Source organism: Roseovarius sp. MBR-78 (assembly GCF_040547535.1).
Taxonomy (GTDB): domain Bacteria; phylum Pseudomonadota; class Alphaproteobacteria; order Rhodobacterales; family Rhodobacteraceae; genus Roseovarius.
Window position 1 is genome coordinate 22359 of the sequence record NZ_JBEPPX010000005.1, and the last position, 13788, is coordinate 36146.

The window sequence follows — 13788 nt, forward strand, 5'->3', positions numbered from 1 at the left end:
AAATATCCTTTTGGGGGTCGGAGGCCGGCCATGAAGCTCACCCTCTGGACATATGAAGGCCCGCCCCATGTCGGCGCGATGCGCGTGGCCACGGCCATGAAGGGGCTGCATTACGTGCTGCACGCCCCGCAGGGCGATACCTATGCCGATCTTCTCTTCACCATGATCGAGCGCCGCAACCACCGCCCGCCGGTGACCTATACCACGTTCCAGGCGCGCGATCTGGGGGCGGATACCGCCAACCTCTTCAAGACCGCCTGCCAGTCGGCCTATGACCGGTTCAAGCCGCAGGCGATGATCGTCGGCGCGTCCTGCACCGCCGAGCTCATTCAGGACGATCCCGGCGGCATGGCCGAACAGATGGGCCTGCCCTGCCCGGTGATCGCGCTGGAACTGCCCAGCTACCAGCGCAAGGAGAATTTCGGCGCGGACGAGACCTTTTACCAAATCACCCGCGCGCTGGCCAAACCGGTCGAGAAGACGCCCGATGTCACCGCCAACCTGATCGGCCCCACCGCCCTTGGCTTTCGCCACCGCGACGACATCACCGAGGTGACGCGGCTGCTGGCGGATATGGGCATCGCGGTCAATGTCTGCGCGCCCTATGGGGCCACGCCCGCCGACATCGCCCTTCTGGGCGCGGCGCATGTCAACGTGCTGATGTATCCAGAAACGGGCGATAGCGCCTGCCGCTGGATGGAGCGCGAGCTTGGCCTGCCCTATACTCGCACCGTGCCCATCGGCGCGGGCGCGACCCGCGATTTCGTGGCCGAGGTCGCAGACCTGACCGGCACCGCGCCCTGCCTCGACGACAGCCGCCTGCGCCAGCCGTGGTATGCCGCGAGCGTCGACAGCACCTATCTGACCGGCAAGCGCGTCTTTATCTTCGGCGATGGCACCCATGTGGCCGCCGCCGCCCGCATCGCCCGCGACGAGATCGGCTTCGAGGTGGCGGGGCTTGGCTGCTACAATCGCGAGATGGCCCGCCCGATCCGCGCGCTCGCCCGCGATTTCGGGGTCGAGCCGCTGATCACCGATGATTATCTCGAAGTGGAGGCCGCGATCGAGGCGCTGGCCCCGGAGATGATCCTCGGCACGCAGATGGAGCGGATGATCGGCAAGCGCCTCGGCATCCCCTGCGCGGTCATCTCCGCGCCCGTGCATGTGCAGGATTTCCCCGCCCGCTATAGCCCGCAGATGGGCATCGAGGGTGCCAACGTGATTTTCGACACCTGGGTGCATCCGCTGGTGATGGGGCTGGAGGAGCACCTTCTCCACATGTTCCGCGAAGACCCAGAGTTTCACGACGACGCGGGTGCCAGCCATCACGGGGCCGCGCATGTCGCGCGCGACGAAGGGGGGCCGTCTGCCCCCCGTCGCGCCACGGGCGCGACTCCCCCCGAGGATATTTCCGGCAAGATGACGGCGGGCGAGGTGATCTGGCTCGATGCCGCCGAGCGCGAACTGAGGAAAATCCCCTTCTTCGTGCGCAGCAAGGCCAAACGCAACACCGAGACCTTCGCCGCCGAACGCGGGATGACCGAGATCGACATCGACACGCTTTACGAGGCCAAGGCCCATTATGCTCGTTGACCGCACCATAACCGCCGCCCCCGCCTATCGCGTGGTGATCCTGACGCTGGATGCCCATGCCGCGGGGCCTTGCGCGCGCGCGGCACCGCGGCTGGCGCAGGATTTCCCCGGCCTTCAGCTCGAGGTTCATGCCGCCGCCGAATGGGGCACACATCCCGAGGCGCTTGAGGCTGCACGCGCCGCGATTGGCCGCGCCGATATGGTCATCGCCAACCTCTTGTTTCTCGAAGAGCATGTCGCCGCGATCCTGCCCGCGCTTCAGGCCCGGCGCGCCGGATGCGACGCCATGATCGGGGTGATCGCCGATGCGCAGATCGTTCGGCTGACGCGGATGGGCACGCTTGATATGTCGCGCCCCGATGGCGCGCTCTCGCGCCTGATGAAGCGGTTGCGCGGCGCGGGCAAGAGCGGCACCGACGATGGCGCGCGCAAGATGAAGATGCTGCGCCGCCTGCCGCGCATCCTGCGGCTGATCCCCGGCAAGGCGCAGGATCTGCGCGCGTGGTTTTTGACCATGCAATACTGGCTTGGCGCGTCGGATGACAATATCGAGGGCATGGTGCGCTTTCTCATCGGGCGCTATTGCCGCCATGCCGATTGGCGCGGGGGCGGCGCGGCGCTGCCGCTCGATTATCCCGATACCGGGCTTTATCACCCCGACCTGCCTGCCCGCATCACCACCGATCCCAAGGCCCTGCCGCATCCCGGCGGCGCGCGCGGCACGGTGGGCCTCTTGATGATGCGCAGCTATGTGCTCTCGGGCGATACCGCGCATTACGATGCTGTCATCCGCGCGCTCGAGGCGCGGGGCCTGCGGGTGCTTCCGGCCTTTGCCGGCGGGCTGGATGGCCGCCCCGCGATCGACGGCTTCTTTCGTGGCGAGGATGGCCCGCGCGTCGATGCGCTGTTGTCGCTCACCGGGTTCAGCCTTGTGGGCGGCCCCGCCTATAACGACAGCGCCGCCGCCGTCGAGGTGCTGAAATCACTCGACGTGCCCTATATCGCCGCGCATCCGCTCGAATTCCAGACGCTGGGCGAATGGGCGGGGGCCGCGCAGGGGCTTGGCCCGATCGAGACCACCATGCTCGTCGCCCTGCCCGAGATCGACGGCGCCACCGATCCTTGCGTCTTTGGCGGGCGGCACGGGCCGGGGGGCTGCGACGGCTGCGCCGAGGCCTGCCAGGGCGTGGGCACCGACAAGGTGATGGCCCCCTGCCCCGAGCGGGTGGAGCGGCTCGCGGGCCGGGTGGCAAAACAGGTGGCGCTGCGCCGCTCAGAACGCGCCGCGCGCCGGGTGGGCATCGTGCTTTTCGGCTTTCCGCCCAATGCGGGCGCGGCGGGCACGGCGGCCTATCTCGACGTGTTCCGCTCGCTTCATAACGTGCTGCACGCGATGGCCGCGCGCGGCTATGATCTCACGCCGCCACCGACGGTCGAGGCGCTGCGCCGCACCGTGCTGGAGGGCAACGCCGCCCAATACGGGCAAGAGGCCAATATCGCCGCCCATGTCCCCGCCGCCGAGATGGTGGCAAACACCCCGTGGCTTTCGGAGATAGAGAGCCAATGGGGCGCGGCACCGGGCCGCGTGCAATCGGACGGGCGCGGCGTGTTCATCCTCGGGGCGCAGTTCGGCAATGTCTTTGTCGGGCTGCAACCGGCCTTTGGCTACGAGGGCGACCCGATGCGCCTTTTGTTCGAGCGCGGCTTTGCCCCCACCCATGCCTTTGCCCAGTTCTACCTCTGGCTGCGCCACAGCTTTTCCGCCGATGTATTGCTGCATTTCGGGATGCATGGCGCGCTCGAATTCATGCCGGGCAAGCAATCGGGGCCGGGAAATCGCTGCTGGCCCGACCGGCTCATCGGCGACATGCCCAATGTCTATCTCTACGCCGCCAACAACCCGTCCGAGGCCAGCCTTGCCAAGCGCCGCTCGGGCGCGGTGACGGTGACGCATCTCACGCCGCCGCTCTCGGCCTCGGGGCTGTATCGCGGGCTCGCCGATCTGCGCGACAGCCTCACCCGCTGGCGCGCCACGCCCGCTGACGCGCCCGACCGGGTCGAGCTTGCCGCGCTCATCAAGGAGCAGGCGCAGGCGGTCGATCTCGATGGCGGCGATCCCGATACGCTCTGGCGCAGCCTGCTCGAGACCGAAGAGGCGCTTATCCCCGAGGGGCTGCACATCGTGGGCCAGCCGATGGCCGAGGCGGCGCGCAACGGATATCTCGACCTGATCGCCGAGACCGATCCCGCAGGCCGCGCGCGCGCCGCGAAACTTCTGGCCGAGGATCACGAGATACCGGCGCTGCTGCACGCGCTCGACGCGGGCTTTACCCCGCCGGTGCCCGGCGGCGACCTGATCCGCTCTCCCGGCATCCTGCCCACCGGGCGCAATATCCACGCGTTCGATCCGTTCCGCATGCCCAGCGCCCATGCCTGCCGCGAGGGGGCCGCGCAGGCCGCGCGCCTGCTCGAGACCCATGCCCGCCTGCCGCGCACGGTGGCGCTGGTGCTGTGGGGGTCCGACAACATCAAATCCGACGGCGCGCCGATTGCGCAGGCGCTGGCGCTCTTGGGCGCGCGCCCGCGCTTTGACAGTTTCGGGCGGCTTGCCGGGGCCGATCTCATCCCGCTGGAGGCGCTTGGCCGCCCGCGCATCGACGTGCTGATGACGCTTTCGGGCATTTTCCGCGACCTGCTTCCGCTGCAAACCCGCCTTCTGGCCGAGGCCGCGTTCAAGGCCGCCACCGCCGAGGAAGACCCCGCGCAGAACTTCATCCGCGCCCATGCGCTCGCCTATGCCGAGCACCTGGGCTGCGACATGGAAACAGCGGCGCTGCGGGTGTTTTCCAATGCCGAAGGCACCTATGGCGCGAATGTGAACCAACTGGTCGACAGCTCCGCCTTTGGCGATGAGGACGAGCTGGCCGACGCCTACGAGGCGCGCAAGAGCTTTGCCTATGGCGTGAACGGTCAGGCGGTGCAGAACACCGCGCTTCTGGGCCAGGCGCTGCGCGATGTGGACCTCGCCTATCAGAACCTCGAATCGGTCGAGCTTGGCGTGACCACGGTCGATCACTATTTCGACACGCTGGGCGGGATTTCCCGCGCCGTTCGCCGCGCGCGCGGCGGGCAGGAGGCGGCGATCTACATCTCCGACACGACGCGCGGCACCGGCAAGGTGCGCACCCTCTCCGAACAGGTCTCGCTCGAGACACGCTCGCGCCAGCTCAACCCGAAATTCCACGAGGGGCTGTTGAAACACGGGGCCGAGGGCGTGCGCCAGATCGAAAGCGCGCTCACCAACACGCTGGGGTGGTCGGCCACCACCGGGCAGGTGGAGCCGTGGATCTATCAGCGCATGTCCGAGACCTTCGTGCTTGACGAGGAGATGCGCGCGCGCATGGCCGCGCTCAACCCGGCGGCCTCGTCGCGCATGGCCAACCGCCTGATCGAGGCACACGAACGATCCTACTGGCAGCCCGACGCGGCCACGCTTGCGGCGCTTCACGCCGCCGCCGACGCGCTCGAGGACCGGATGGAGGGGGTGGCCGCCGAATGACCCATCCCCGCACCCTTGAAACGCGCCCAACGGACGGTCGCACCACCCGAACCGGGAGGAGACACCCATGAGCCCACTGGACATCAAACAGCCGCCCGCCGCGCGGGCCAACATGCGCGAGGCCGCCGGGCTCGAGGCCCGCAGATCGGTTGCCGCGCCGCCGGTGCTGCGCGGACAGGATGGCGAGGGCTCGCTGCAAGTGCATCAGGACGCCTCGATGAAGATCGAGGGGGCCAAGGTGTTCTCGGTCTATGGCAAGGGCGGGATCGGCAAATCCACCACCTCGTCGAACATCTCAGCCGCCTTTGCCCAGATGGGCAAGCGGGTGTTGCAGATCGGCTGTGATCCCAAGCATGACAGCACCTTTACCCTGACGGGCAAGCTACAACCTACCGTCATCGACATCCTCAAGGAGGTGGATTTCCACGCCGAGGAACTGCGCCCCGAGGATTTCGTCACGACTGGCTGGGGCGGCGTGCAATGCGTCGAGGCGGGCGGGCCGCCTGCGGGCACCGGCTGCGGCGGCTATGTCGTGGGGCAGACGGTGAAGCTGCTGAAACAGCACCACATGCTGGAAAATACCGATGTGGTGATCTTTGACGTGCTGGGCGATGTGGTCTGCGGCGGCTTTGCCGCGCCGCTGCAACATGCCGACCGGGCGATGATCGTCACCGCCAATGATTTCGATTCGATCTACGCGATGAACCGGATCATTGCAGCGGTGCAGGCCAAATCGGCCAATTACAAGGTGCGCCTCGCGGGCTGTGTCGCCAACCGCTCCAAGGATACCGACGAGGTGGATCGCTACTGCCGCGAGGTGGGGTTCAACCGGATCTCGCACATGCCCGACAGGGATTGCATCCGCCGTTCGCGGCTCAAGAAAAAGACGCTTTTCGAGATGCCCGACGACGAGGACGTGATCGAGTGCCGCAAGGAATATGTGCGCCTTGCCGAAACGCTCTGGAACGGCACCGAAGGGCTTGCCCCCGCGCCGATGGAGGATCGCGACATTTTCGAAATGCTGGGATTCGATTGATGAGCTACGAGGCCACACGCGACCGGGTCGAGACCTATTTCGACCGCACCGCCACGCAGGTCTGGGCGCGGCTGACCTCGGATGCGCCTGTATCGCGCATCCGCCAGACCGTGCGCGCGGGCCGCGACACGATGCGCGCGGCCATGCTGGCGCGCCTGCCTGCTGACCTGCGCGGCGCGCGGGTGCTCGATGCGGGCTGCGGCGCCGGGCAGATGAGCGCGGAACTGGCGGCGCGCGGGGCCGATGTGCTGGCCTGCGATATCTCTCCGGCGCTTGTCGAGATCGCGCGCGAACGGCTGACTTATCCCCTGAAACCCCGTGTGACCTTTCACGCGGGCGATATGCTCGATCCGAGCCTTGGGCGGTTCGATTACGTCATGGCGATGGACAGCCTGATCTATTACGCCGAGCCGGACCTTGCCCTTGCGCTTGACGCACTGGCCTCGCGCAGCCGTCACGGCATGGTCTTTACCGTCGCGCCGCGCACGGCCCTGTTGATGGCGATGTGGCGCGCAGGCAGGCTTTTCCCGCGCGCCGACCGCTCGCCCACCATGGTGCCGCATTCCGCCCCCCGTCTGGCGCGCGCGCTGCGCGACGCGGGCAGCGCGGCGCAGCTTGCGCCCTTGGACCGGGTGGCGCGCGGCTTCTACATCTCTCAGGCGATGGAGCTACGGCCATGATCGGGCACACCTGGAAGCGCATCAACGCAAGGCTGATGGTGGCGACGACGCGCGTCCTGCCCTTTGCCGATGCTGCAAGCGAGGGCCTGCCGCTGGGCCAACTCCTGCGGCTGTCGCTCTTTCAGGTCTCGGTCGGCATGGCCACGGTGCTGCTTCTGGGCACGCTCAACCGCGTGATGATCGTTGAATTATCCGTGCCCGCGCTCGTGGTGGCGGCGATGATCGCGCTTCCGGTGCTGATCGCGCCCTTCCGCGCGCTTCTGGGCTTTCGCTCTGACACCTATCGCAGCGCGCTGGGGTGGAAGCGCATTCCATATCTCTGGTTCGGATCGCTCTGGCAGATGGGCGGGCTTGCGGTCATGCCCTTTGCCCTTCTGGTGCTCTCGGGGCAACAGGCGGTCGGCCCGACATGGGCGGGCGAGGTGCTGGCGGCGATGGCCTTTCTCATGACCGGGCTGGGCCTGCACATGACGCAGACCGCGGGCCTTGCGCTGGCAAGCGACCGCGCCACCGACGAGACGCGCCCGCGCGTGGTGGCGCTGCTCTACGTGATGTTCCTCTTGGGCATGGCCGTCTCGGCCATCGTGATCGGCTGGCTTTTGCGCGATTTCGCGCCCTTCACGCTGGTGCGCGTGGTGCAGGGCGCGGCTCTTGTGGGGATCATCCTCAACCTGATCGCGCTCTGGAAACAGGAAAAACTCGCGCCCATGAGCCGCGCCGAACGCGCCGCCCCGCGCCCCCAATTCCGCGACGCCTGGGCCGACCTGATGGCAGGCGGCACGGCGGGGCGGCTTCTGGCGGTGGTGTTCCTTGGCACGCTCGCCTTCAACATGCAGGATGTGCTGCTCGAGCCTTATGGCGGCGAGGTGCTGGGCCTGTCGGTTTCGGCCACCACGGTTCTGACGGCGGTCTGGGCCATGGGGGCGCTGGCGGGTTTTGCCATCGCGGGCCGCGCGCTCTTGCGCGGGGCCAACACCTACCGCATGGCCGGGAACGGGCTGCTGATCGGGCTTGCCGCCTTTGCCACGGTGATCTTTGCCGCGCCGATGCAGGCACCCACGCTGTTCTTTTGCGGCGCGGCGCTGATCGGGCTTGGCGCGGGGCTTTTCGCCGTCTCGACACTCACCGCCGCGATGACGCTGGCGGCAGGCGGCACGGCAGGCAACGGCCTGGCGCTCGGGGCCTGGGGCGCGGCGCAGGCCACGGCGGCGGGGCTTGCCATCGCCATCGGCGGCGGCGTCCGCGACCTTGTCAACCACCTTGCGCTGTCGGGCACATGGGGCGAGGCGCTCGCCACCCCCGCCACCGGCTATTCCACCGTCTACCACATAGAAATCGCGTTTCTTTTCGTCACGCTTGTCATTCTCGGGCCGCTTGTGCGCCACGGGGTGCAGGGTGGCAGGGGCGCACCGGGACAAGGCCGCCTCGGGCTGGCCGATTTCCCCACATGATACCCGTTCGCTCAAAAGGAGCCTGACATGACCGAACCCTTCTTTGGAAATTTTGACCTGGCGAGCCTGTCGCTCTGGCTCTTCTGGGGCTTCTTCGCGCTGCTGATCTTCTATATCCAGCGCGAGAACATGCGCGAGGGCTACCCGCTCGAGGATGATGACGGCAACGCTTCGGCCAATCAGGGCCTGTTCCCGCTGCCCGATGACAAGACATTCCGCCTGCCCCACGGGCGTGGCGAGGTTACCGTGCCCTCGGGCCAGACCCCCGAGCGCAAGGATCTCGCCCTGCGCAAGACCGCCGCGGGCAACGGTTTCCCGTTCGAGCCGACGGGTGACGCGATGGCCGATGGTGTCGGCCCCGCCTCCTGGGCACCGCGACGCGACATCCCCGAGCTTGACGGCCACGGGCATCCCAAGATCGTGCCGATGTCGGCCACCGATCACTTCCACGTCTCCGCCGGGCGCGACCCGCGCGGGATGCCCGTGGTGGCAGGCGATGGCGCGACCGTCGGCACAATCAGCGATATGTGGATCGACGAGCCGGAACAGCTTGTCCGCTATCTCGAAATCGCCCTCGACGAGGGCCATGGCGGCGGCAAGCGGCTGGTGCCGATGACCTTCGCGCGTATCTGGGGCGGCAAGGTCAAGGTGCGCTCGATCTTCGGCAAACATTTCGCGGGCGTGCCGCAGAATGCGTCGCCCCGGCAGGTGACCCTGCTGGAGGAAGAAAAGATCAGCGCCTATTATGGCGGCGGCACGCTTTACGCCTCCGAGGCGCGGCTCGAGCCGCAACTGGGATAAGGGGGAAAGACGATGAGCCACGACGATTTCGCAAGCGAGCCGGTGCGCGGCCTCCCCGAGACGCCGCCCGAGGGCGAGCAGATCCTCTGGCAGGGCCGCCCGCATGGTTTCTGGCTGAGCTGGGACTCGCTCAGCCTGCCCTGGGTCGCGGGGTATTTTGCGATCCTCACGATCTGGCGCTTTGTCAGCGTGATCGACCAGGTGCCGCTGATGCAGGCGGTGGCGTTGTCGCTGCCCTTCGTCATCATGGGCGCGATCGTCATCGCCATGCTGCTGATCGTGGGCTACGTGCAGGCGCGCGCCACCGTCTACACCATCACCAACCGGCGCGTCGCCATGCGCATCGGTGCCGCGCTGACCGTCACGCTCAACCTGCCCTTCACCCAAATTGCCAAGGCCGATTTCCGGCGCGGGCGCGGCGGCACCGGCACCATCGCGCTCGACCTGCTGGGCGACACGCAACTGAGCTACCTGGTATGCTGGCCGCATGTGCGCCCTTGGGTGATGCGCCGCACGCAGCCTGCGCTGCGCGCCATCCCCGAGGCCGAAAAGATCGCGGCCCTGCTGGCTGAGGCCGCCGAGACGCGGATCGCCACCCCGCAGATCGCGCGCCGCGCCGCGCCTGCCCCCATCGCCGCCGAATAGGAGCCTGAGCCATGACCGACACCTACGCCCCCCGCTACAAGGCACCGCCCGACCGCGATCTCGTGCCGCGCGTCATGGTGCGCGCGATGCTGGGGCTGGTGCTCTCGGTGCTGGCGTTGGTGAGCCTTGCGGTCTATTCGGGCCGCCCGGTCACGTCGACCCCGCCCAAGGCCGAGGTGATGCTGGAGCGCACCGTGTTCCTCAAGGGCGAGATGAGCGGCGCCGCCACCGTGCTTGACGCGAACGGCACGCTGATCGCGCGGATGTCGCCCGAAAAGGGCGGCTTTCTCGCCGGTGTCGGCCGCGTGCTCGACCGCGAGCGCACCAAGCACGGCGTGGCCCTTACCGGCCCCGTCATCATCACCGGCCGCGCCGATGGCCGCGTCTCCATCCATGACCCCTCGACCGGCTGGGGCGCGGATCTCATGGGCTTCGGGCAGGACAATGCCCGCGCCTTCGTCCGGCTGCTCGCGCAATAGAAAGGAAGACTGCCATGGGACTTCTGACCAGAGACGTGGAACACGCCCCCTGCACCGTCGAGGTAAGCCATTGCTTCGACAGCCTGCACGCGCATGTGCGCTTTGACAACGGGGCGGTCATCCATCCCGGCGACGAGGTCAAGGTTCACGGTGCCGAGATCATGGCCCCCTATGGCGAGGTGGTCCGCGAGGCGCGGCAAGCCACCATCATCCGCGCAAGCGCGCTCGAGCGCCTCTGGACCCGGTGGACCGGCGATTTCGAGGTGATGGAACTGTGCGAATTCTCATTCTCCGAGGAGGTCACGCTATGAACATGCCCCTGAAACACACCGCCGACGCCACCACCGCCGAGGAAGGGCTGGCCATCCAGGAAGAGCAGGCGAAATTCGACAGCAAGGCCGCGACCGACGTGGCGATGCAGAACACGCTTCTGACCCCGCGCTTCTACACCACCGATTTCGACGAGATGGACGCCATCGACGTGACCCCGGTGCGCGAGGATTGGGACCACCTGATTGACCAGATGGAAAGCGACCCCAACAAGGGCCATTTCAAGAAGAACGAGGACTGGGACCATGTCGATTGGGACGGGATGGAGCCGGGGCTGCGCAAGGAATTCATCGACTTCCTGATCTCAAGCTGCACCGCCGAGTTCTCGGGCTGCGTCCTCTACAAGGAGATGAAGCGGCGCGGCAACAACCGCGACATCACGCAGCTTTTCCAGCTCATGGCCCGCGACGAGGCCCGCCACGCAGGCTTCATCAACGACGCGCTGCGCGAGGCTGGCGTGGCGGTCAATCTGGGCTTTCTGACGCAAAAGAAGAAATACACCTATTTCCGGCCCAAATTCATCTATTACGCCACTTACCTCAGCGAAAAGATCGGCTATGCCCGCTACATCACCATCTTTCGCCATCTGGAGGCGCATCCCGAACATCGCTTCCACCCGATCTTCAAATGGTTCCGCGAGTGGTGCAATGACGAGTTCAGCCATGGCGAGGCCTTTGCCCTGTTGATGAAATCAGACCCGAAACTGACCTCGGGCACCAATGTGCTCTGGATCAAGTTCTTCCTCACCGCGGTCTACGCCACCATGCATGTGCGCGACCACCAGCGCCCGGCCTTTCACGCCGCCCTTGGCGTCGATCCCGACTGGTATGGGCACGAAGTCTTCACAAAAACCTCCGCGATCTCGAAGCAGATTTTCCCCATCACCCTCGATATCGAGCACCCGCGCTGGCATCGTGGGCTGAAGCGGCTGCAAGTGGCCAATGCCGATCTGGCACAGGCGCGGGCGGGCACGGGCCCTGGCGCATGGCTCAAGCGCCTCGGCGCACAGACCCGCGCGGCGGCGGCCTTCCTCAACCTGCTGACCATCCCCGCGAAAAAGCACTCCGTGCCCGCCAGCACGCGGATGGAACCCGCTTACTGATACGCGCGGGGGGCCAGCCCCCCGCACCCCCCGTGATATTTCCGGCAAGATGAAGGAACAAGACGTGCACAGCCCCTGGATCGCGGCCTTTGCGGCGCTGTTTCTCTGGTGGTTCTCCACCGGGGCGATCCTCGTGGTGGTGCGCCTGATGGAGCGACGGGGCGAGGCCGCGCGCCGCGCCGTGGTGGTGGCCGCGCTGCCGGTGATGGGACTTGGCATCTGGGGCTATGAGACCACGCTTGGCGCGGGATCGGCGGGCGCGGCCTATGGCGCGTTCCTCTCGGCGCTGGCGATCTGGGGCTGGATCGAGCTTGCCTTTCTTCTGGGCGTCATCACCGGCCCGAATGCCCATGCCTGCCCTGCGGATGTCCCCGAATGGGAGCGGTTCGTGCGCGCCTGGGGCACGCTCGCGTTTCACGAGATCCTGCTCGTGGCGGTGCTGGGCCTCATGTGGGCCACCGGCGCAGGCGCGGCGAACCCCACCGGGCTCTGGACCTTTACCATGCTCTATGCCGCGCGCGTCTCGGCCAAGCTCAATCTTTACGCGGGCGTGCCGCGCATCAACGTGGAATTCATCCCCGCCCATCTGCGCCACATGGCGAGCCATTTCCGCCTGCGCCGCCCCGGCTGGGTGTTTGCCGTGGCGGTGACCGGCCTCACCCTGGCGCTCGCCTGCTGGATCGAGCGCGCCATCGCGGCCGGGGATGCGGGCGCGCTCACAGGCCACGCGCTCTTGGCGGCGATCACGGGCCTGGCGCTTCTTGAACACTGGCTGATGGTTCTGCCATTGCCCGATGCGAAACTCTGGCGCTGGATGATGCCCGCGCCCAAACAGGACAAAAGACCGGAGGGACCCCATGGATTTTGACACGCTCTTTTCATCACAGCTTGACGCGCTGAAAACCGAGGGCAATTACCGCATCTTCGCCGAGTTGGAGCGCCGCTGCGGCGATTTCCCGCGCGCGCGCAACCACGATGCAGAGGCCCCCGACGAGGTCACCGTCTGGTGCTCGAACGACTATCTCGGCATGGGACAGCATGAGGGCGTGCGCGCGGCGATGAAGGACGCGGTGGACCGCTGCGGCACCGGCGCGGGCGGCACGCGCAACATCTCGGGCACCGCCCATGATCATATCGTGCTGGAGCGCGAGATCGCCGATCTGCACGGCAAGCAAGCGGCGCTTCTCTTCACCTCCGGCTATGTCTCGAACTGGGCGGCACTCTCGACGCTGGGCAGCCGTCTTCCGGGCGCGGTGATCCTGTCGGACGCGCTCAACCATGCCAGCATGATCGAGGGGATGCGCCATTCGCGCGCGCAAAAGGTGATCTGGAAGCATAACGACCCCGAAGACCTTGACCGCAAACTGGCCGCCCTGCCCGCCAATACGCCCAAGATCGTGGCATTTGAGTCGGTTTATTCCATGGATGGCGATATCTGCCCGATGGAGGAGATCGTCGAGGTAGCCGAGCGTCACGGCGCGATGACCTATCTCGACGAGGTGCATGCCGTGGGCCTCTATGGTCCGCGCGGCGGCGGCGTGTCAGAGGAACGCGGGCTGGCTCACCGCATCACCCTGATCGAGGGCACGCTGGGCAAGGCCTATGGCTGCATGGGCGGCTATATCGCGGGCTCGCACGCGCTTTGTGATTTCATCCGCAGCTTTGCGTCGGGCTTCATCTTCACCACCGCCCTGCCCCCCGCCGTCGCCGCCGCCGCTACTGCAAGCATGCGCCACCTCAAGCAGTCGGATAGCGAGCGGCAGTTGCAGCGCGCGCGCGTGGCCTATCTGCGCGCCCGGCTTGATGCGGCAGGCATCCCGCATCTGCCGAACCCGAGCCATATCATCCCGGTGATGATCAAGGATCCGGTCAAATGCCGCATGATCTCCGATATCCTGATGCGCGACTTTGGCATCTACGTGCAGCCGATCAACTATCCCACCGTGCCCAAGGGCACCGAGCGGCTGCGCTTCACGCCGGGGCCGCTGCACAGCGAGGCCGATATCGACCGGCTGGTCGAGGCGCTCGGCTCGCTCTGGCGGCAATGCGCGCTGGCCCACGCGGTGGCGTAGTCCTCCGTCGTCCTCGGGCCTGACCCGAGGACCTCCCACC

Annotated in this window: 12 protein-coding genes; all 12 read left to right on the forward strand. The window is 67.0% G+C overall.

From position 1 onward, the window contains the following. Positions 1-30 precede the first annotated feature (30 nt). The 12 genes from bchB to hemA all read left to right on the forward strand — a co-directional run bounded on the left by bchB (position 31) and on the right by hemA (position 13748). Entirely contained in the window at positions 31-1593 is a 1563-nt protein-coding gene (gene bchB / locus ABIE58_RS05225; RefSeq protein ID WP_354543638.1) for a ferredoxin:protochlorophyllide reductase (ATP-dependent) subunit B, read from the forward strand. Continuing rightward, entirely contained in the window at positions 1583-5152 is a 3570-nt protein-coding gene (locus tag ABIE58_RS05230) for a magnesium chelatase subunit H (protein WP_354543639.1), read from the forward strand. The genes bchB and ABIE58_RS05230 overlap by 11 nt, the downstream gene beginning before the upstream one ends. Positions 5153-5264: 112 nt before the next feature. Continuing rightward, complete coding sequence (bchL, locus tag ABIE58_RS05235) at positions 5265-6188, forward strand: ferredoxin:protochlorophyllide reductase (ATP-dependent) iron-sulfur ATP-binding protein (protein ID WP_354543810.1); 924 nt, start codon at positions 5265-5267, stop codon at positions 6186-6188. After that, on the forward strand, positions 6188-6868 hold the full coding sequence (gene bchM, locus ABIE58_RS05240; RefSeq protein ID WP_354543640.1) for a magnesium protoporphyrin IX methyltransferase: 681 nt from the start codon (positions 6188-6190) through the stop codon (positions 6866-6868). Before bchL ends, bchM begins: the two co-directional genes overlap by 1 nt. Further along, a complete protein-coding gene (locus ABIE58_RS05245; RefSeq protein ID WP_354543641.1) occupies positions 6865-8319 on the forward strand; it encodes a PucC family protein in 1455 nt (484 codons plus the stop codon). Before bchM ends, ABIE58_RS05245 begins: the two co-directional genes overlap by 4 nt. 27 nt (positions 8320-8346) lie before the next feature. Beyond that, positions 8347-9120 (forward strand): photosynthetic reaction center subunit H, encoded by a 774-nt coding sequence (gene puhA / locus ABIE58_RS05250; RefSeq protein ID WP_354543642.1) that lies wholly within the window; start codon positions 8347-8349, stop codon positions 9118-9120. A 12-nt stretch (positions 9121-9132) separates the two neighbouring features. After that, a complete protein-coding gene (puhB, locus tag ABIE58_RS05255) occupies positions 9133-9765 on the forward strand; it encodes a photosynthetic complex putative assembly protein PuhB (RefSeq protein WP_354543643.1) in 633 nt (210 codons plus the stop codon). Positions 9766-9776: 11 nt separating this feature from the next. Beyond that, positions 9777-10244, forward strand: coding sequence for a photosynthetic complex assembly protein PuhC (gene puhC / locus ABIE58_RS05260; protein WP_354543644.1), 468 nt, complete (start codon positions 9777-9779; stop codon positions 10242-10244). 14 nt (positions 10245-10258) lie between these two features. Continuing rightward, positions 10259-10555, forward strand: coding sequence for an O2-dependent cyclase accessory protein (locus ABIE58_RS05265; protein ID WP_354543645.1), 297 nt, complete (start codon positions 10259-10261; stop codon positions 10553-10555). Further along, positions 10552-11676: a magnesium-protoporphyrin IX monomethyl ester (oxidative) cyclase gene (acsF, locus tag ABIE58_RS05270; protein ID WP_354543646.1), complete on the forward strand. Its 1125-nt coding sequence runs from the start codon at positions 10552-10554 to the stop codon at positions 11674-11676. Before ABIE58_RS05265 ends, acsF begins: the two co-directional genes overlap by 4 nt. A gap of 49 nt (positions 11677-11725) precedes the next feature. Next, positions 11726-12544, forward strand: coding sequence for a putative photosynthetic complex assembly protein PuhE (gene puhE / locus ABIE58_RS05275; protein ID WP_354543647.1), 819 nt, complete (start codon positions 11726-11728; stop codon positions 12542-12544). Next, complete coding sequence (hemA, locus tag ABIE58_RS05280; RefSeq protein WP_354543648.1) at positions 12534-13748, forward strand: 5-aminolevulinate synthase; 1215 nt, start codon at positions 12534-12536, stop codon at positions 13746-13748. The genes puhE and hemA overlap by 11 nt, the downstream gene beginning before the upstream one ends. Positions 13749-13788: the final 40 nt, after the last annotated feature.

Excerpts from the sequence above, each read along its gene's own strand:
- bchB (WP_354543638.1), top strand. The coding sequence starts at position 31 with ATGAAGCTCACCCTCTGGACATATGAAGGCCCGCCCCATGTCGGCGCG.
- ABIE58_RS05230 (WP_354543639.1), top strand. The coding sequence starts at position 1,583 with ATGCTCGTTGACCGCACCATAACCGCCGCCCCCGCCTATCGCGTGGTG.
- bchL (WP_354543810.1), top strand. The coding sequence starts at position 5,265 with ATGCGCGAGGCCGCCGGGCTCGAGGCCCGCAGATCGGTTGCCGCGCCG.
- bchM (WP_354543640.1), top strand. The coding sequence starts at position 6,188 with ATGAGCTACGAGGCCACACGCGACCGGGTCGAGACCTATTTCGACCGC.
- ABIE58_RS05245 (WP_354543641.1), top strand. The coding sequence starts at position 6,865 with ATGATCGGGCACACCTGGAAGCGCATCAACGCAAGGCTGATGGTGGCG.
- puhA (WP_354543642.1), top strand. The coding sequence starts at position 8,347 with ATGACCGAACCCTTCTTTGGAAATTTTGACCTGGCGAGCCTGTCGCTC.
- puhB (WP_354543643.1), top strand. The coding sequence starts at position 9,133 with ATGAGCCACGACGATTTCGCAAGCGAGCCGGTGCGCGGCCTCCCCGAG.
- puhC (WP_354543644.1), top strand. The coding sequence starts at position 9,777 with ATGACCGACACCTACGCCCCCCGCTACAAGGCACCGCCCGACCGCGAT.
- ABIE58_RS05265 (WP_354543645.1), top strand. The coding sequence starts at position 10,259 with ATGGGACTTCTGACCAGAGACGTGGAACACGCCCCCTGCACCGTCGAG.
- acsF (WP_354543646.1), top strand. The coding sequence starts at position 10,552 with ATGAACATGCCCCTGAAACACACCGCCGACGCCACCACCGCCGAGGAA.
- puhE (WP_354543647.1), top strand. The coding sequence starts at position 11,726 with ATGAAGGAACAAGACGTGCACAGCCCCTGGATCGCGGCCTTTGCGGCG.
- hemA (WP_354543648.1), top strand. The coding sequence starts at position 12,534 with ATGGATTTTGACACGCTCTTTTCATCACAGCTTGACGCGCTGAAAACC.